At 54.8% G+C, this 19,209-nt stretch carries 18 protein-coding genes; 13 read left to right on the top strand and 5 right to left on the bottom strand.

Going from position 1 to position 19,209, the window contains the following annotated elements:
- Nucleotides 1-29: 29 nt before the first annotated feature.
- The 4 genes from F454_RS0108460 to F454_RS0108445 form a co-directional block, all read right to left on the bottom strand.
- Entirely contained in the window at nucleotides 30-1,052 is a 1,023-nt protein-coding gene (locus F454_RS0108460; RefSeq protein ID WP_018970216.1) for a type III polyketide synthase, read from the bottom strand.
- Nucleotides 1,049-2,068 carry an NAD(P)/FAD-dependent oxidoreductase gene (locus tag F454_RS0108455; RefSeq protein WP_018970215.1) on the bottom strand — a complete coding sequence of 340 codons (1,020 nt, stop codon included), beginning with the start codon at nucleotides 2,066-2,068 and terminating at the stop codon, nucleotides 1,049-1,051. The genes F454_RS0108460 and F454_RS0108455 overlap by 4 nt, the downstream gene beginning before the upstream one ends.
- Nucleotides 2,065-2,694 carry a class I SAM-dependent methyltransferase gene (locus F454_RS0108450; RefSeq protein ID WP_018970214.1) on the bottom strand — a complete coding sequence of 210 codons (630 nt, stop codon included), beginning with the start codon at nucleotides 2,692-2,694 and terminating at the stop codon, nucleotides 2,065-2,067. Before F454_RS0108450 ends, F454_RS0108455 begins: the two co-directional genes overlap by 4 nt.
- 61 nt (nucleotides 2,695-2,755) lie before the next feature.
- The gene (locus tag F454_RS0108445; protein ID WP_018970213.1) at nucleotides 2,756-3,328 is read right to left on the bottom strand and encodes a hypothetical protein; all 573 of its coding nucleotides are present in this window, start codon (nucleotides 3,326-3,328) and stop codon (nucleotides 2,756-2,758) included.
- Between the two features lie 147 nt (nucleotides 3,329-3,475).
- Between F454_RS0108445 and clpS the strand changes: the two genes are divergently transcribed.
- The 10 genes from clpS (at nucleotide 3,476) to F454_RS0108395 (ending at nucleotide 13,506) form a co-directional block, all read left to right on the top strand.
- Nucleotides 3,476-3,778, top strand: a complete 303-nt coding sequence (gene clpS / locus F454_RS0108440; protein WP_205619009.1) for an ATP-dependent Clp protease adapter ClpS — start codon at nucleotides 3,476-3,478, stop codon at nucleotides 3,776-3,778.
- Nucleotides 3,775-4,257 (top strand): DUF2017 family protein, encoded by a 483-nt coding sequence (locus tag F454_RS0108435; protein WP_018970211.1) that lies wholly within the window; start codon nucleotides 3,775-3,777, stop codon nucleotides 4,255-4,257. The genes clpS and F454_RS0108435 overlap by 4 nt, the downstream gene beginning before the upstream one ends.
- A gap of 1 nt (nucleotide 4,258) precedes the next feature.
- Nucleotides 4,259-5,374: a DNA polymerase III subunit delta gene (holA, locus tag F454_RS0108430; RefSeq protein ID WP_018970210.1), complete on the top strand. Its 1,116-nt coding sequence runs from the start codon at nucleotides 4,259-4,261 to the stop codon at nucleotides 5,372-5,374.
- A 140-nt stretch (nucleotides 5,375-5,514) separates the two neighbouring features.
- Nucleotides 5,515-6,312, top strand: coding sequence for a hypothetical protein (locus F454_RS0108425; protein WP_018970209.1), 798 nt, complete (start codon nucleotides 5,515-5,517; stop codon nucleotides 6,310-6,312).
- 50 nt (nucleotides 6,313-6,362) lie between these two features.
- Complete coding sequence (locus F454_RS0108420; protein WP_018970208.1) at nucleotides 6,363-7,856, top strand: DUF1214 domain-containing protein; 1,494 nt, start codon at nucleotides 6,363-6,365, stop codon at nucleotides 7,854-7,856.
- A 149-nt stretch (nucleotides 7,857-8,005) separates the two neighbouring features.
- Nucleotides 8,006-9,445, top strand: a complete 1,440-nt coding sequence (locus F454_RS0108415; RefSeq protein WP_343123145.1) for a sugar porter family MFS transporter — start codon at nucleotides 8,006-8,008, stop codon at nucleotides 9,443-9,445.
- Between the two features lie 213 nt (nucleotides 9,446-9,658).
- Nucleotides 9,659-11,038, top strand: a complete 1,380-nt coding sequence (gene lpdA / locus F454_RS0108410; protein ID WP_018970206.1) for a dihydrolipoyl dehydrogenase — start codon at nucleotides 9,659-9,661, stop codon at nucleotides 11,036-11,038.
- A gap of 128 nt (nucleotides 11,039-11,166) precedes the next feature.
- The gene (locus F454_RS0108405) at nucleotides 11,167-12,294 is read left to right on the top strand and encodes a GYF domain-containing protein (RefSeq protein ID WP_018970205.1); all 1,128 of its coding nucleotides are present in this window, start codon (nucleotides 11,167-11,169) and stop codon (nucleotides 12,292-12,294) included.
- A gap of 51 nt (nucleotides 12,295-12,345) precedes the next feature.
- Nucleotides 12,346-13,260: an oxygen-dependent coproporphyrinogen oxidase gene (gene hemF / locus F454_RS0108400; RefSeq protein WP_026292798.1), complete on the top strand. Its 915-nt coding sequence runs from the start codon at nucleotides 12,346-12,348 to the stop codon at nucleotides 13,258-13,260.
- A gap of 3 nt (nucleotides 13,261-13,263) precedes the next feature.
- Nucleotides 13,264-13,506: a lipopolysaccharide assembly protein LapA domain-containing protein gene (locus F454_RS0108395; protein ID WP_018970203.1), complete on the top strand. Its 243-nt coding sequence runs from the start codon at nucleotides 13,264-13,266 to the stop codon at nucleotides 13,504-13,506.
- 34 nt (nucleotides 13,507-13,540) lie between these two features.
- Here F454_RS0108395 and F454_RS0108390 read toward each other — a convergent pair whose 3' ends face one another.
- Nucleotides 13,541-15,058 (bottom strand): cryptochrome/photolyase family protein, encoded by a 1,518-nt coding sequence (locus tag F454_RS0108390; RefSeq protein WP_018970202.1) that lies wholly within the window; start codon nucleotides 15,056-15,058, stop codon nucleotides 13,541-13,543.
- 56 nt (nucleotides 15,059-15,114) lie between these two features.
- On the opposite strand from F454_RS0108390, the gene F454_RS0108385 reads away from it, so the two are divergent.
- From F454_RS0108385 to F454_RS14690, 3 genes are all read left to right on the top strand, one after another.
- On the top strand, nucleotides 15,115-16,392 hold the full coding sequence (locus F454_RS0108385) for an O-acetylhomoserine aminocarboxypropyltransferase/cysteine synthase family protein (RefSeq protein ID WP_018970201.1): 1,278 nt from the start codon (nucleotides 15,115-15,117) through the stop codon (nucleotides 16,390-16,392).
- A 74-nt stretch (nucleotides 16,393-16,466) separates the two neighbouring features.
- Nucleotides 16,467-18,176 (top strand): esterase/lipase family protein, encoded by a 1,710-nt coding sequence (locus tag F454_RS0108380; protein ID WP_018970200.1) that lies wholly within the window; start codon nucleotides 16,467-16,469, stop codon nucleotides 18,174-18,176.
- On the top strand, nucleotides 18,173-19,195 hold the full coding sequence (locus F454_RS14690) for a lipoprotein N-acyltransferase Lnb domain-containing protein (RefSeq protein WP_018970199.1): 1,023 nt from the start codon (nucleotides 18,173-18,175) through the stop codon (nucleotides 19,193-19,195). The genes F454_RS0108380 and F454_RS14690 overlap by 4 nt, the downstream gene beginning before the upstream one ends.
- Nucleotides 19,196-19,209: the final 14 nt, after the last annotated feature.

The raw sequence follows: 19,209 nt of genomic DNA, 5'->3' as shown, positions 1-19,209 counted from the left end.
CTCTCGGAGTGCGGCGGTTTATCGCCGCTTCACACCCTGACCAGCTCGCAGCTATGCGCTGAGAAGCCGGCGCCGAAGCCACAGAGCCAGAGCTCGTCGGCCTCAGGCTCGGCATTGAGGAGAGTTTCGAGCGCGATCATGCAGGAAGGGCTGCTGAGGTTGCCGTACTGGCGCATGACCTCGCGGGCGAGTGGAAGAGCATCGACTGGGAGGACTTGCTCGAGTTGCTCGATCACATCGCGGCCGCCGCCATGGGTCACCCAATGTTGCGGTTGCTTGAGCTCACGCTTTTGGTAGAGCTCCTCCACCGCCTTGCCAGCGAGTTCTGGCACCTTGCGATCCAGTTGGTTCCGCAACTTGCCCCCCGCATTGGTGAAGCGGATGAGCTCGCGTTGCTCCGGAAGGTGCACGGATTGGAAATTGCGCACACTGAGGCCTGAACCACGGCCGCTCCAGACCGAGGCTGAGGCTCCATCGCCAAAGAGGCAGGTGCTAATCAGCACGCCAAAGTCGTCTTCCACATAGAAGGCTGCGGAGCAAATTTCCACCGCGACGGTGACGATGACGGCATCCGGATTCTGTCCAATGAAGCCATCGGCGGCGCGCAGCATCGGCACAGAGGCACCACAGCCGAAGCCAGTGAGGTCCTGCATGAAGAGGTCGCGGCGCAGCCCCATCTGCTCCGCCACATGGGAGCTAAGACCTGGGCATAGGTAGCCAGTGCAGGAACAAATAAATAAAGCATCGACCTCGCTGGGCTCCAGCCCGGCCTTCTGCAATGCCTTCTCCACCGCTTGACTCGCGAGCGCGGGCGCTTCTTTTTCGTAGGCATTGTTGAGTTGCTCGGCATCACGCACCCAAGCATCTTCTAGATTCTCCAAAGCGAAATGACGCTTATCGATCCCGCTATCACCACTCAGCACCTTCTCTAAAACCATCTGCGAACGCGGATGTAGGTCAGTCCAAAATTCGGCATTCTGCATCGCCTCCAGACAGGTCGTTTGTGAAAAGGAAGGATCGGGGAAGGCGCTGGCGATGGATTGAAGAATCATGGATTGCGGAGTTGGGTGAAGAGTGGGTCGATAGGTAGAAGATTAAAGCGCAGCAGCTGGCCCATCAATTGACGGCTAAAGCGCTTGAATAAAAGAGGGTGCAGGCTGGAGGCGAGGCGCATGCGGGTGCTGAATAGGCTGCGGCACTTCGCCGCGTAGGCCTGCTCGAGTTCGCCCCAGTTGAGGCTGCCGCGTGCGTAATCGCGCACCAAGGGGGCAATCAAATAGCTGGTTTCCAGAGCCATGCTCATGCCATTGCCAGTGAAGGGCGGGATCAAATTGAGTGAGTCGCCAATGCCCACTCCAGCATCGCGAGCTTGGCGCCCTAGCTGGAAGCCCGCCGTAGCGGTGAAGGAACCTTCACAGTAGCTGGAACATCGCAGCCGCTGAGCAAGATCCAACAAGCCGTTGGCCTCGATGTAGCGCAGCAGCAGCTCCGCGCCCTTGCCTTTGATCTGCGGCTGCACTGCGAATAAACCGCAAACATTGACAGCCGTGACGTCAACCCGGCATAGGCCAATGTAGCCAGCATCACCGACGTGCATTTCAAGGCCCTCGATATCCTCGACCCGAAAGTGCGCCTTCAGGCCGATCCATTGCTTCCCAGCCGATTTTACCTTACCGCTGGCCCAAATGCACCCTTCGGCATCGCGTGCGCCTCGAAATTTTGAGCCGGTGAGTACGGTGGCACCAGCCTCCTCGAGCCTCAGCGCGAGCCGTTGATCCAACGTGTGCCGTGAGATCCCGCGCGCTGGACTGGGCATCGCACGTTCCAGCACTTGCCTCTGCCCCACGCTCCAACGCATCGATTGGTGGATGATCGCATCCCCCATCGACTCCATCACCCCCAGCTCGCCGAGCACCTCATCGCTGGCGCCACAAATGAATTCACCACAGACCTTGTGCTGTGGGTACTGGCCTGCCTCGTGCAAAACCACAGGCACCTCATGCCGCCGCAAATAGAGCCCCAACGAGAGCCCCGCAAGTCCCCCCCCGACAATCGTGATTTCTCTCATCTGCGCACCGCCTTGCTCCTCAGCCCACCAAACACCGAGCGCTGCTCATCCCATTGGCATGACTCAGCCAACTGCTCGCCCAGTGCACACTCCACAAAACCAGCGCGAATACTTACCAACATATCGTGGCGCGTCACTGCCCCCACAAACGGCAACATGCAGCGCGCTAAATTTAAGGTGGCACGGGTGCGCAGGGGCTCGTGGCACAGCCAAACTCCAGCACCACCATACGCAGCACCAATCCTACCGAGCTGTTCCTCATCAAAATGGTGCAAAAACATGTTCGCCACCACCAAAGTCTCAGCACCACAATGGGTCGATTGCTCCATCACATCCCCCTGAATCCACTCCACACCCGAGCCCAGATCTGGCGGTGCTGGCACCTGATCCAATGCCAATACTTCGAGCTGAGGATAGCGATGGGCGATCCGCTGCGCCAGCCACCCTTCACCAGCACCAAGCTCAAGCACTCGACGAATCTCCGGATGCTGTCCAATCTCATCCAAAATCCAACGCTCACCACCCATCAAGAAATTGATCAGCCTCAAGTCAAAGCGACTGCGCCGCGCCTCAGAGCTCTGAGGATCGATGTGATCCAATAATTCAGGTTCGATGATGCGCTCCATACCTTAAGAACCACAGCAGGCGGAAGGCCAAGCTGCTCCATTCATTGACTGAGCTAACACTTTATTGCCGCTCATTGCCAGTGAGATAAATTTCCGAGATCAATTCCTCGGAGCTTGAATAGTAAGAATACTTCAATTGATAGCCCTGATCCGTGTAGGCGTAGAAAGGAAAAGTTCTCATGGCTTGTTGGATCGCCGGCACCGTTTGACTCAGCCAGAGCTCGGGATCAATCTGCGCCAGCACAGCGTCCGACAAGGTAAGTTTGACCTCAATCACCTCACCATCGACCAAGTTCACCCTATCAAAGCGGGTGAATTCATCCACCTGTTGCGGCAGAAAGCCATTCATCGCAAGGAGATCCTTATCGAGTTGCTCTCGATGCTGCTTGCGTTGCACCTCCGGCATGACGTACGCGGCGATCGGCAGCACAATCAAACACAACCCATTGATCACCAAACCAATCAATGCCACCAATGCAATACTCCGATAGCCCGCCACTCGCTTCTGCAACAACACATAAAGCGCCGACAAAAAACCCGCCAGAATCGCTAACATCGCCGAGACCTCAGCAGCTGAATGAAACCAACGATCCCCAACCAACGCCGACAACAGAATGCCCAAAAAGGGCGCCATGATACAGAAATAGGCACATCTGAGAGAACGGTTTTGCTGAACATCCATAAACGTGATTGCCACACTAGTCAGGCAATACACCACCAAACAACCTCAAATCTTGAACACACGAAACATTCGAGATTGAAGCGCGACGCATCTGTGGGCATGATGACCACACACATGAGTTCGGGATCTTCAGAAACCAAAACGAGTAGCCAAACCAAGACCCAAAAAGCACCACCTTGGTCGGTCGTGGTCTTCGACGACCCAGTGAATCTTCAGAACTATGTCACCCTCGTCCTGCAGCGCGTCTTTGGCTACAACAAAAGCATGGCCGAAAAGCTCATGATGGAAGTGCACAATAACGGCCTATCGCACGTCTGGAGTGGCAATAAAGAACGCGCCGAACTCTTCGTCCAGCAGCTTCATGGCTACCAACTTAAAGCTTCCATTCAGCAAGCAAAATGACTGTCGCACCCACACTTGATAAAGGCCTCCGTATCGATGTTGACTCCGCCACCGATTGGCAGGTGCTCGACATGATCTGCACCGACGCCAGCCTCAAAGCGGGTTCCTCGCTCGCCGAATCACTCGGCGGCTTCATGGAAGACGATGAAGACTGGGCTGAACTGATGACCCCCGAGCTCGACGACCAATTCAATGCTCAAGTCGCCCACGTCTCCAAGACCATCAGCTCAGCGAAAAAAGAAAACGACCTCACCGGATCCGTCTCAATCTCTCGCGAAGATGCCGACATCTGGTTTGGCGCCATCAACCAGGCCCGCATCGCACTCGAAGAACGCTTTCACCTCAGCCAACTCGAAGAAGAATTTGAAGATGGCATCGATCCCGAAAACATTGATGACCCCGCACTCCTCGCCGCGGTGATCCGCTATGACTTTTACTCACGGATTCAAACAATCATGTTAGACTACATCCTCGATTAGCATGCCAGCCGACAACATCATAGTCTTCTGCGGCACCGATGAAGGCGCCTGCGCCGAAGCCTCATCAAAGAAGTTCAACTCCTTGAAGCCGGATAATGGTGACGACTTTGCCGACGAAGTCATCCACGGTGACGCAACCGACTCCGCAGACGCCAACCGCATCTGCCACGAAGTTGTCCAGGCACTCAACACACTACCATTCTTCGGAGGCAGCAAGACCGTGTGGCTCAAAGGCGCCAACTTCATGGGCTCCGACCGCACCGGCGATGCCGAACAATCAAAACTCGGCGTCGAAGCACTGAAGGCCTGCCTTGAACAAGGCTTCGACTCCACGGTCACCTTCATCCTCTCTGCCACCAGCATCGACAAGCGCCGCGCCTTCTACAAATGGCTCAAGGAAAACGCAAGCATCGTCGAACACAACAAACTCGACACCAGCAAAGAAGGCTGGGAAGAACAAGTTGCCTTGATGGTGCAAAAGCTCTCAGACCCGCTCGGCCTCGTATTCGAGCGCGACGCACTCGAGCTCTTCATCATGCTCGCAGGCGAAGACACCCGCCAGCTCAATGGTGAGCTCAACAAGCTCGACCTCTACCTCGGTACCGAACGCCGCACCGTCGTACTATCTGACATCCAAAAGATGGTGCCACTCTCACGTGCCGGGATCGTCTTCGAAGTCGGTCAGGCGCTGCAGAAGCGCGATGGAGCAAGAGCCCTCGAACTCATCGACCAACAACTCGAGCGAGGCGAGTCAGCCATTGCCATCCTCCGCGCCTCGCTCATCCCCACCATCCGCAACCTGTTCATGGCAAAAGCAGCCGGAGAGCAAACCTCCTTACCAAGCAACAACTACAACAGCTTCAATGCCGCGCTAGATCGCCTCCCCGACCTAGAAAAAGCCTGGCTACCACAAAAGAAAGCCGGCGGCGTCAATGCCTACCCCTTGTTTCTAGCCTCTCGCTTCGCGCGCAACTTCACCTTCCCTTCCCTCAAGCAAGCAATGGAGTCCTGTCTCAACACGGACAAATCGCTGGTCACCACCAGCCTCGACCACCGCATGCTGCTACATCGCTTGGTGGTGGAGCTCGTGAGTAGCCCGATTCCACGTCGAGGCTAACAACTCCTACCCCCCCAACATCCTCCCCACTGTTAGTCAGGAGCTCGAACTGTGATGTCATCGCACCGTCACAGCCCTATTTTGCGTGACACACCTAGCCTTATACAGCTATGATCGCCACCTGTACTAACAAAATATTTATGTATAAAACAAAAGCCCTCGCTCCTCTTCTCTGTATAGCTGCTTCTATCACCTCTGCTGTGGCGCAAGAAGTGGATGAGCTCGCTAAGAAGTTGGCCAACCCCATTGCGGACCTGATCAGCTTTCCCATCCAAGCCAACTACGACAGCGGCTACGGTGCCAATGGCAATGGAGAAGTCTGGCGCATCAACATCCAGCCAGTCATCCCAATCAGCATCAATGAAAATTGGAACGTGATCTCCCGCACCATCTTGCCAGTCATCGACCAATCCGGCTTCGCCAACGAGGCTCGAAACCGCTCAGGCACAGGAGACACCGTACAAAGCTTATTTTTCTCACCCAAAGACAAGGTAGGCGATTGGGTACTAGGGGCTGGACCAGTCTTCATGCTCCCCACGGCCAGCAACGACTACTTAGGTTCAGGCAAATGGGGTGTCGGCCCGACCGCGGTAGCGCTCAAACAAACCGGCCCATGGACGATCGGTGGACTCACCAACCATATCGCTTCCTTTGCCGGAGACGACGACCGCAGCTCGGTCAATGCCACCTTCATCCAGCCATTCATCAACTACATCACCCCCACCAAGACCTCCATTTACCTCAACACGGAGTCCACCTACGATTGGCAGTCCGAACAATGGAGCGCCCCCATCAACCTTGGAGCCAACCAAATGCTCAACATAGCAGGACATCCGCTCCAAGTCGGAATCGGTGCCCGCTACTGGCTCGATGCCCCAGACCAAGGCCCTAGCGGCTGGGGACTGCGCCTCAACTTCATCATGCTCTTTCCGAAGTAATCATCACATTACTGATCAAACAGGCCACTCAATTGCAACCAACTCCCATAATGCATCATAAAACCGTCCGCCCATTCCTCCTTGCCGCTCTCAGCTCTATATCCACCCTCAGCGCTGAAGAGACCCCGATCAAAGCCTACGAAACGCGCATCGGCACACTGAACTTCGAAAACAACTTCGAAAATGGTATTCCAACGCAGGAGTCGTCGCAGCAACTCTTCAGCGAGATCGACTTCCAGCGCGCCTGCCAAGCCTACATCTGGTCCGTGCCATTCATGGGCTTTTACGAATGGATGTTCGTGCATGACGAGCTCGGAGTGGAGCGCGGCCAGATCGTCTACCACGAAAGTTACCAATCCAAGCTCGGTGGCCTCACCTTCAACACATCCACTCCTTACGTCGTCACCTTTGCAGACCTCACCGAGGACCCGCTCCTCATTGAGATGCCAGACGCGCCAGTGCGCGGTGCGACCCACACGATGTGGCAAGTTGGGCTCGCCCAGATGACCAAGCCGGGGAAATACTTGTTCGTAGGGCCCGAATGCGCCCCCCCTAAAGACATTCCTGCAGACATCCAGGTCTTCAAGTCCGACACCAACCACGTCTTCTTTGGGGTGCGTCTCACCAACGACACCCACGAGAAACGCATGGAGGACATGAAGAAAATCAAGCTCACCAACTTCACCACCGGCAAGCCTAGCTCAGAGCGCGAGCCTTTGTTCCAAGAAAAAGGGCTAGATCTGATGCAGAAGCGCGGCATGGCATTTTGGAAATCACTTCACAAAGCGATCAACCTAACCCCAGTGCGTGAACAAGATCGCATCATCGTCGACTTCCTGAGACCACTCGGGGTCGAGATCGGTAAGGACTTCGTACCGAATCCCGCCCAAGCAAAAATCCTCAAAGAAGCCGTATTCGTGGGCGAAGCGATGACCAAGAATATCGACTTCAACAAAACGGGACGCCTTCCGCACGCGGAGTTCGGACCCGAATCATCCACCTGGGAGGTCGCCACAGCATCCAGCCCCAATCAGGACCGCGATCATGGCATGGACTTAGACGGCCGAGCTGCCTGGTTCTACGAGGCAGTCACCAACGACATCGCCATGCACGGTCTCAGCAACCACGCTGCGAACCCCAGTGGTAAAGATGAAGGCTGGGGACAAGTCTACCTCGACAACTACCGGGATGATGAGCACAAGGGCCTCAATGGTAGCTTCCATTATACCATCGAAATCCCCGGTGATATCAAGATCGCAGACTTCTTCTGGACCATCACGGTCTACAACGTGAACAACCGCGCCATCGTCGACAACCAACAGAACCGCGCCGATGTCGGCTCCAATATCGAAGGCACCAAGAAAAACGAACGAGGTAACTTCGAGTTCCATTTCTCACCAGAGAAACCCGATGGCCTGGCAGACGCCAATTGGGTGCAGACCAAGCCAAACGAAAATTGGTTCGTCTACTTCCGCGCCTACTCACCCACCAAAGAATTTGTGGATGGGAAGATCCAGCTGCCAAACTTCAAACGTGTCCGCTAAGCTACGACGCCCTGACTCTCAGCCCCTAAGTGAACCACCCCCCACTTAAACAACTGATCCAGAAAGACATTTACCCCGACTAACAAGTCCTGTAGACTTGTGGGTACAAGCCGATTTTCTAACTTGTTCAAATCAGGTGATTGCTACGCATATTTACGCAGACTGATCACCCCAAAAAACCCCACTCTACAAATTCTATGGACTCGCAGACCAACCTCGCCCGCATCATTCTCATCTCAGTGGTGGCCACCATCGGCGGCTTCCTCTTCGGCTTCGACAGCGGCGTCATCAATGGCACCGTCGATGGCATGAAGGAAGCCTTTCAAACCGACAACGTGGGGTCTGGATTTAATGTCGCCTCCATGCTCATAGGTTGCGCTGTAGGGGCCTTCTTTGCTGCCAACCTAGCTGACACATTTGGCCGCCGTACTATCCTCATCGTTTCAGCAGCATTTTTCACCCTCAGTGCCTGGGGTTCGGGGATTTCTACCGCCTCAGCGGAATTCATCGTGTACCGCGTCATTGGTGGGATCGCTGTGGGTGCGGCATCCGTCCTCACCCCAGCATACATTAGCGAAATCGCCCCGGCAGAGATTCGTGGGCGCCTCACCACCATCCAGCAAATGGCCATCATCAGTGGCCTATTTTGCGCCTTCTTGAGCAACTATGTCATCGTGCGCATGGCCGACGGCTCAGCACTCAACGAATTCGCTTGGGGTTACGACGCATGGCGCTGGATGTTCTGGATCGAAATCATCCCCGCTGTGACCTTTTTCTTTGGTCTATTCTTCATCCCCGAGAGCCCACGCTTCCTCGCCGCAAAAGGGCGCAAGGATCGCGCCATCAAGGTACTAACCAGTCTCATCGGTAACGGCGCAGAAGAAAAGTACCAAGAAATCAAGGAATCCCTCGCTTCCGACCACCGTCCGAGCATGAAAGACATTGCCGGCACCGCCATGGGCATAAAACCACTCGTCTGGGTAGGTATCGGACTCGCAGTCTTCCAACAATTGGTAGGCATCAACGTCGTCTTTTACTACGGCTCAGTACTCTGGCAATCAGTAGGGTTTGATGAAAGCAAAGCCCTGCTCATCAATGTCATCAGCGGCGGGCTAAGCATCGCAGCGTGTTCGGTATCTCTCATGTGCGTCGATAAGCTCGGCCGCAAGCCCATGCTCATGATCGGCTCCATCGGAATGGGCGTCACCCTGAGCGTCATGGCAATCATCTTCATGACAGCCAAAGGCGAAGCTGGCCATCTTCAACTTGAAGGCATCAGCGGTCCCATCGCACTAGTCGCAGCGAACCTCTTTGTCATGTTCTTCAACTTCTCCTGGGGACCAGTCATGTGGGTCATGCTAGGCGAGATGTTCCCAAACCAGATGCGCGGCTCGGGACTCGCAGTCAGCGGCCTTGCCCAATGGCTCGCCAACTTCGGCATCACCATGACCTTCCCGATCATGCTCACAGGGGTTGGACTAGGGGGCGCCTACGGCTTCTATGCGATCTGCGCCATCGTTTCCATCTTCTTCGTCAAACGCTTCGTCCATGAAACCAAGGGCATCGAGCTCGAAAATATGCAGGGTTAAGCAGCAGGATCAGCGGCCAACCGCCAGCATCTCCCATCAAATCAACGCTTACGATTTGTGGAAACATTCCACCCCGCCTGTAAGGCCTACATGAATAAGAGTCATTCTTCGGGTTTAGTGTTGCTAAACGCGAGTCCAAGCGTAACCTAACCAGCACTCGAAAGCTGGCTTAGATTCTGGCTCGAACGATCATCCAAACCAAAGACGCATATTATGTCATACGATCTCATTGTTATCGGTGGTGGCCCTGCTGGTTACGTCGGCGCAATCCGCGCTGCACAACTCGGTAAAAAGGTAGCCTGTGTAGAAGTAGATAAAGCAGGCGGCACCTGTCTGAACTGGGGTTGTATCCCGACCAAGGCGCTCCTCAAAAACGCGGAACTCTATCAAACCCTCACAAAGAAGGCGAAAGAGTTCGGTCTCTCCTTCGACAACCTTGAGTACGACTGGTCCACCGTTGTATCACGTTCCCGCAAAGTCTCAGGCCGCCTCGCAGGTGGTATCGAGTTCCTCTTCAAGAAGAACAAGGTAGACCACATCAAAGGTTTTGGCGCAGTCACTGGCGAAAACACCGTAGAGGTCACCGCTGCTGACGGCAGCAAACAAACACTCCAAGGCACAAACATCCTTGTAGCCACTGGCTGTAAGTCTCGCGAACTTCCACCACTCCCATTCAACGGCAAGTCCGTGATTTCCTCCAAGGAAGCCATGGTGCTCGAAGAGCAACCAAAGTCACTCGCCATCATCGGCGCTGGCGCGATTGGCGTGGAGTTTGCATACATTTACAACGCATTCGGCACCGAAGTCACACTCATCGAAATGATGCCGAACATCCTTCCTGTTGAAGACGATGAAATCGGTGCTGAAATCGGTAAATCATTCAAAAAGCAAGGCATCAACGTCCTTACCGACACCAAGGTAACCGGCACCCTAGACAATGGCGACTCCGTGACCCTCACGGTCGAAAACGCAAAGGGCACGCAGCAAATCACTGCTGATGTCTGCCTCGTGGCAATCGGTGTGGCCCCAGTACTCCCTGGCGGTCTCGAGCCTGAGCTCGACCGCGGCTTCATCAAGGTTGGCGATCGTTACGAAACATCCATCCCGAACGTCTACGCATGCGGTGACATCTCTGGCCCACCGTGGCTCGCACACACCGCCTCATTCGAAGCCGTTCAGGCAGTAGAAGGAATGTTCGTTGAAGGTAAAGTACCACGCAAAGTAGGCAACTTCCCAGGTTGTACCTATGCCCACCCACAAGTAGCCTCCGTCGGCAAGACCGAGCGCGCACTCAAGGAAGATGGCGTAGAATACAAAGTGGGTAAATTCCCATTCGCAGCCATCGGTAAGGCACAAGCAGCGGCAGACACCGAAGGCTTCGTCAAACTCCTCTACGGTAAGGAACACGGCGAACTCCTCGGCGCACACATCATTGGCGACAACGCCACTGAGCTCATCGCTGAAATGGGACTCGCCCTCGAGATGGAATGCACCACGGACGAGATCCACAGCACCATCCACGCTCACCCGACACTCGCAGAAGCAATCCACGAGGCCACGCTCGACGCAGACGGCCACGCGATCCACTTCTAAGAGAAGGAAGCACGACCCACATTTTCCAGGCGGCACCTCAACGGGTGCCGTCTTTTTTTAGCTTAGAAAATCGTGATCTCGTCACTTCACGCTTCACAGCGCTGATTGGAAGCCGCAACATGTGCTGCATGTGGTATTACACGCTGAATGGGGAACAAGCTGGCCCAGTCTCTGAAGCAGAGCTCAAAGAAATGCTGCAGAGCCAACTACCAAGCAACACGCTTGTATGGCAAAAAGGAATGTCCGAATGGTGCCCATTCCTAGAGGTCGAAGCCTTTCGCGATCTTGGAACCCTCGCAGCCACAACACCGAGCCCAGCCGCCCCCACCACTCAGGCAAGCCACCAAACACATACCCAAGACATGGCCATCGGCACCCAGCCATTCAGTGCCGTTGATTGCTTCAGCCGTTCATGGAAAATCTTGAGTAAACGCTTCGGCGATATTTTTCTGGCACTCATCATCTACTGCATTGCCACCCTCATCGGCTCCAGCATCATCACCGCCGCCCAGTTTAGCATCGATGCTTCCTTCAAAAATTCTGTGACCATCTCGGAAAATCGCGAACCACTGACCATTGCCAAGCCCAGCACCTCAGAGTCCATTCTCGAGGCCACCGAAGACCTCTCCATCGAAGAAGCACTCGACTACCAAGCTCCACAACCCGCCCAGGAAAGCAATCCAACTCCCAAGCTCTCAGACCCAGAGTCACTGCGCAAGATGCTCGAAGAAGGTTGGATTGAAAGCGAGCAAATCCACTCACCATTCGCCAGCATTCTAGGATGGATTCTCAACCAAATGCTGAGCTCTTACCTACTGATTGGATTCACCGTGGCGGTACTGGCCGTTCTCCGCGGCGGCAAACTTGACATCACCACCATGTTCAAGCAACCGCTCGGCAGAGCAGCAAGGCTGTTTATCACCTCCATCGTCTACGGCATCCTTATCTTTATCGGTATTCTCTGCTTCATCATCCCCGGCATCTACCTCAGCCTGCGCCTCATGTTCTACTCGACTGCAATTGCCGACAAGAACCTCGGAATCATCGAATCGCTGCAATACAGCATGGACATCACCAAAGGAAAAACCCTCAGCCTCTTCGGGCTCGGCATGCTCAATTTGCTCGCCATCATCGCAGGCTGTATCTTGCTATTTCTTGGCCTCATCTGGGCACTGCCACTATCCATGGTCTCATGGTTCCTCGCCTATGAAAACCTGCGTCTCCGAATGATCGAAAGCCAGGCTCACGCCGACTAGCCTTTATCTGATCTTGCGGTATTTCAATTGCCTCCTATGTTGGATGACATCATGAATGGTGCAGTCGACATGGAAGCGGTAAAGTCCTATTTATTGGGGCTTCAGGACAGTATTTGCAAAACCCTTGAGGCCACAGATGGATCGGCAAGCTTCGAGGAAGATTCATGGACCCGCAAAGAAGGTGGCGGCGGACGCTCACGAGTGATGACCAATGGAGCCATCTTCGAAAAAGGGGGCGTCAACTTCTCTCATGTCCACGGCGCATCCATGCCCGGATCCGCCACAGCACACCGCCCAGAACTAGCGGGTCGCAGCTTTGAAGCGATGGGAGTCTCCCTAGTGATGCATCCAAACAACCCACACGTCCCCACCAGCCACGCCAACGTACGCTTCTTCTGTGCCAGCAAAGAAGGCTCCGACCCGATTTGGTGGTTTGGTGGCGGCTACGACCTCACCCCATACTATGGCAATGATGACGACTGCCGCCATTGGCACCGCACCGCCAAGGCAGCCTGCGATCCATTTGGCGAGGCCATCTACCCGCGCTACAAGCAATGGTGCGACGACTACTTTTTCCTCAAGCATCGCAATGAACCACGCGGAGTCGGCGGCCTATTCTTTGACGACCTCAATGAGCTAGGCTTCGATGATTCTTTCGCCTTCATGCGCTCAGTTGGTGATAGCTACTGCGATGCCTACGTCCCCATCGTTGAAGCACGCAAGGACCAAGCATTTGGTGACCGAGAACGCCAATTCCAGCTCTACCGACGCGGGCGCTACGTCGAGTTCAACCTCGTGTTCGACCGCGGCACACTCTTCGGACTCCAGTCTGGAGGCCGCACCGAATCCATTCTCATGTCACTCCCGCCACTCGTGCGCTGGGAGTATGACTACCACCCAGAGCCGAACACCCCAGAGGCAAAGCTCTACGACCACTACCTCAAAGCCCAGGACTGGGCACAATAGATCATGAACCAAGAACAAACTCCCAATAAAAGCAACTGGTACAAGAAGTTCAAACTCGGTGTCGGCGTGACACTCACACTCGCCGTCGCCATCATCATTGCTCAGAATACCGCCACCGTTACCCTGCGTGCCTTCTGGGCTGAGCTCAACCTCTCACTCGCGCTACTCCTCGCTCTCACCTTTATCATTGGCGCACTCTGTGGCATCATCGCTGCCCTCTGGCCACGCGGAAAAAAGAAGCCTTAAGCGCATTCCTACAGCGCCACACCTTAGCTCATGGTCACTGGGCTTCCTTGGCCTGCTTAAACTTCTCCAGCGCTTCGAGCGCACGCTGGCGTCCTTCTTTCGGCTCCACGATCGGATGCAGATAGATCGAGTTTGGCTTCAGGTACTGCGTGGCCAACAATTCAGGCATCTCCCAAGGCGCGTGGATGTACTTGTCTGGCACCTCCGTGAGCTCCGGCACAAACCGACGAATGTACTCGCCCGTAGGATCAAACTTCTGCGACTGGAGCACCGGGTTCATCACCCGAAAGTATGGAGCTGCATCCGCTCCACAACCCGCAGACCATTGCCACCCCATCGAATTGTTCGCCAAATCAGCATCGAGCAAGGTATCCCAAAACCACTGGGCTCCGAGCATCCAGTCCTGCTGTAGATACTTCACCAACACCGAGGCCACGACCATGCGTGCGCGGTTGTGCATCCACCCAGTTTGCCACAGCTGCCGCATCGCCGCATCCACCACCGGAATGCCAGTCTTCCCTTGTTGCCAACGCTCCACCGTCTCGGTATCGCGCTGCCACGGGAAGAGTTGCCACTCTAACTTCAGCGACTGATCCACCGAGTGCGGGAAATGGTACATCAAGTAATAGGAGAACTCCCTCCAAACCAATTGCCGTTGATAAGGAGCTCCATTTGCAGCACATGCATGCCAAATCTCACGCGGGCTCAGCTGACCAAAGGCAAGATAGGGGCTCAGCCTCGAAGTTACCTCAGAGGCCATCATGTTGCGGCTAGCATCATAGCGATCCACAGCCCCTCCAGCCCATTGCTCAAGCATCACCAGTGCCGCATCGCGCCTCGGGCACCACTTCGACTCAAAGCCCCCATACCAAGGAATCTCTGGGATCAAGCTCAAGCACTCCAGTGAGACCCCCCAATCCACCGATGCCCATCGGCTCGTCGCTAACTCAAGCGCGTGGCATGCCGCCACTTCGTAGTTTAGACAATTTTTATAATAGGGCGTGAATACCTGATAAGGATTCCCCGACTTGTTGAACATCTGCATCGGCTCGTGCAGCAACATGGTATTGAAACTCTTCACCTCGAAGCCCTCTGACTGAAGCGCCTGCTTCAATGCCGCATCATGAGCGACCTCTTGAGGTGCGTAACGACGCCCCCAATAAATCGCATCAGCTCCAGATGCTTTCAGCAGACTGATGATGGTGGCCTGGCTCGCCTTGTGCGCATGAGCCAAGTGAAGCTTTCCCCCAAGAGACTCCACCATTTGCGACAATTCATCGAGTGCGTGATGCAGCCACCATTGCTGCGCTGCCCCCATCTCCCAAGCCTGCCCAGTCTCCCACAAAAACACCGGCACCAGCTCGTAACCCTCCGCCACCGCTGCCGCTACCGCGGCTTGATCCATCAGACGCAGATCTCTCCTGAACCATATCACACATCGCTTACTCACTTGCTCATTCATCGACACCGCACAGAGTCTCATCAGCCACCACATTCTCCAAGAAGATTCGATGCGAGTACGAGCAATCCATCCACTTAGAAAATTGAACATTTTGCTACATTTTTCACTTAGCAGCAAAGCAATAGCTGTGTATAGCTTAGATGCTTATGAAACTTGAAACTCTCTGCCTTCATGGGGGCCAATCCATCGACCCAACCACCAACTCCCGCGCCGTACCACTCTACCGCACCTCTTCCTACGTATTCAATTCCTCCGAGCATGCCGCAAACCTATTTGCGCTCAAAGAACTAGGATACATCTACACCCGCCTTCAAAACCCAACCACCGATGTGCTAGAAAAGCGTGTCGCTCTGCTAGAAGGCGCCCCAGAGATGGGTGGCCTCGCCCTCGCCTCTGGCACATCAGCGATTTTCTACACCATCATCAACATCGCCCAAGCTGGAGACAACATCGTCTCCGCCAACAGCCTCTACGGTGGCACCTACACCCAGTTCAACGACATCCTCCCCAGCCTCGGAATCGAGGTGAAATTTGTTGACCCAAACAAGCCAGATGAAATTGCTGCCGCCATCGACGACAACACCCGAGGCGTATTCATCGAAACCATTTCCAACCCAGCCTCCGAAGTCACCGACATCGAAGCAATTGCCGAAATCGCCCATGCTGCAGGACTTCCGCTCATCGCGGATTCCACATTCACCACACCGCACCTTTGCCGCCCCCTTGATCATGGTGCCGACATTGTGATCCACTCACTCACCAAATGGCTCGGCGGCCACGGCACAGGCATCGGCGGAATTGTCATCGACTCAGGCACATTCAATTGGGCCGCTGGCAAGCACCCACTCTACGACAAGCCAGACACCTCCTACCACGGACTCCGCTGGGGTCACGACCTCCCCGAGCCACTCGCCCCACTCGCCTTCATCCTACGCATGCGCACCGTCCCACTGCGCAACCTCGGAGCCTGCATCGCACCTGACAACTCCTGGATGGCCATGCAAGGGATCGAAACCCTGCCACTGCGCATGGACAGACACTGTGAAAACACTCTAGCCGTGGCAAAATACCTGCAAGATCACGACGCCGTAGAATGGGTGAAATACCCGGGCCTCGAAAGCGACTCACAACACGCCAAAAGTAAGAAGTACCTCAATGGTATGGGCGGATCAGTCCTCGTCTTCGAGATCAAGGGTGGACGCGAAGCCGGTCAAAACTTCATCGATAAACTACAACTCTTCTCACATCTAGCAAATGTTGGAGATGCGAAATCACTAGCCATCCATCCCTCATCCACGACGCACTCACAGATGAGTGAAGAACAACAAACCAAGGGCGGCATCACCCCAGGCATGGTCAGACTGTCAGTCGGGATCGAGCACATCGACGACATCATTGCCGATCTCGAAACCGCCCTTCAGTAGCCCCCATCATGCTATCACCTTGCAATTTAACGGATTGTTAGGCAAGGTGGTGGCTGATTCACTTGCGCACACCCATGAAGCACACTCTCCCCGTACGGCCAACTAAGCTGCTGCAGCTCTTCCTCGGATTTAGCTCCTGCCTCCTGCTCACTCAATGCGGCAAGCTAAAAGTCTACGAGAAGGAGAGCGCCTTTGTTCCATTGATGAAACTGGAGCCAGAGCAGCAAAACGAGCGCTACCACGACACCTACAAACGATTAGTGCGCCAGGTGGACGTCGCAGAACAATGGGAAACCAAAAAACCCGCCTACGCCACGGCCATCTACCTGCAGGTCGCAAAGTACGTCTGGGATAGCCAAAACCCATACTTCATTCCGATCTACAACCAAGCAGTAGGCCAAGCACTCGACCTCATGCTCGAGCACCGCTGGACTAGCCCCACTGAGTACCAAACCGAATTCCAGTCCTTCCACGTCAGTTTTGACACAAGCCAGACCCCACTCAAAGACGTCGACCACATGGACGACCTCATCCCAGTCGACTGCACCTACCGCCGTGGCCTACGATCAGAGGTCAGCCAAGACGGTATCGGCGCCCCAATGGTCGCCACACACGGGCGCTTTCAGGAGAAACAAAACCCATTCGTCAATACCCTAGGCGGCTCATTCAACCTCAGCGCCCTCATTGACTTCAAAGACGACGGAGAAGCCGTCGTGCACTTCTACGATGCCTCACGCCACGATCATGTCGAGGTCTGGGGCAAACGCCACCCACTCAAAGTAAACCTCACAGCGAGCACCTACATCGCATTGGAGACAAAAACCGCCACCGCCGATGCATCCCGCATCATGGGAGTCTTCCGACCAATGCGCTATTCCGGCCGGATGGGACTCCATCTCGAGGCACCATTTGACCCCAACAAAACCCCTCTCATCCTCGTACATGGGCTCGTATCAAGCCCAGACACCTGGGCAGACCCTGTGAATGAGTTGATGGCAGACCCCGAGATCCGCCACCAATTCCAACCCTACATGTTCTACTATCCCACAGGCTTCCCAGTCCGCATGACCGGAGCCAAGCTCAAAGAAGACCTGCGCACCCTCCACAAATACACACGCGAACATTCTGCCCCAGGACGCTCAGAAAACATGGTCATCATTGGCCACAGCATGGGAGGACTACTCACCTCAATGATGGTGCGTGATCTCGATGAAAGCGCTTGGAGCAAGCTCTCTCACACGCCAATCGAAGAACTCAAAGCCTCCCCATACATCAAGGCCGACCTCGTCACTCTCTTCAATACCCCGCAGCCATCAGAACTCACCCGCGCGATCTTCATCGCAACCCCACATCGAGGGAGCAACAAAGCAAATACATGGTACGGGAGCTTCGTCGCCACCCTCATCCGAATCCCCAAAGAAATTGTCCGATTCAACATCACAGGCGCAGCCCAATCGATGACAGACCTTGGCAAAAGCATGTTCAACCGCGAAAGCCCAGTGAACAGCATGAGCACACTCAAAGAGGGCAACCCTGCGCTACGCTTCATCGCCGACCGCCCCATACCAGATAGTATTCCCTACCATTCCATCATGGGTGATCGGGGAAAAGGAGGAGGCGTCAATAGCTCCGACGGCATCGTGCCATATTCTAGCTCGCACCTCGATGGCGCGGAATCAGAACTCATCGTCCCCTCCGGACACGGTGCGCACCGCGACCCAGCGGCAGTCAAAGAAATGAATCGCATCCTCCGCAAGCACCTCAACCTCCATCAAACTCCGTGAGCAAAGAACCCACACAAAGCCCAACACTCCTCCGTTGGCTCGCCAATCTCCCACTTTGGCTGATCATCATTTATTGGTGGGGAGCATTCTTCTTTGACGAACCCTACGGCGGCCATGCACGCATCAACAGCATCGCCTCCGTGATCTGGCTCATCCTCTTTGCCATGGGAATGTACCGACTCCGCCACTGGTGGCAACGCGCCGCCCTCACCGGCATCTTCGTACTCATTGTCGCAATCCCATGGCTCAACATCGATGCCTCAAATGATCTCGACTGGTCTGAAGGGTTTGAAGAAACCGGCCACGTCACGATCGATGGCGACACCTTCACCTTCCACAACTTCCGCAACTACGATTACACCGATGCAGGTGAGTCGATCCCGCGCTGGACGACGCGCACGGTGCAGCTCAGCAAGCTTCAAGGGCTAGACATCTTCCATGATCGCTTCCTAGGCAACTTCATGGCGCACCCGATGCTCTCCTTCGACTTCGGTGAACAAGGCCACATTTGCCTGAGTATCGAAACCCGACGCGAGAAGGGCGAATACTTCAACCCACTCGCTGGCCTATACAAAAAATACGAACTCCAATACATCTTCTCCGACGAAAAAGATGTGGTGCGCTTACGCACCAACGTACGCAACGAACCAGTCTACCTCTACAAATCGACTGCCAACCAAGCCATGGTCGAATACCTCTTCCTTAGCTCCGTCGAAGTACAAAACAAACTCGCAACCGATCCAGAATTCTACAACATTCTCAACGCCAATTGCACCACAAGCATCCGCAACCAGATCCCCGAAGAACAACGCTCAGTCTTCGACATACGCATTCTCATCAATGGCCTCCTCGACCAATTGCTCTACGAAGAAGGGTCGATCGTCACCGATAATCTCAGCTTCGAAGAGCTCCGTGAAAGGTGCTTTATCAACGATGTCGCTCAAAAAAACCACAAAGCCGAGAACTTTTCAGCCATCATCCGCAATGGCAGACCCGGCCAAATCACCAACAACGAGTAGATTCAACTTGCCCA

Origin of the sequence: Rubritalea marina DSM 17716, from assembly GCF_000378105.1 — a bacterium.
Taxonomy (GTDB): domain Bacteria; phylum Verrucomicrobiota; class Verrucomicrobiia; order Verrucomicrobiales; family Akkermansiaceae; genus Rubritalea; species Rubritalea marina.
This window is presented reverse-complemented; position numbering and strand designations above follow the sequence as displayed.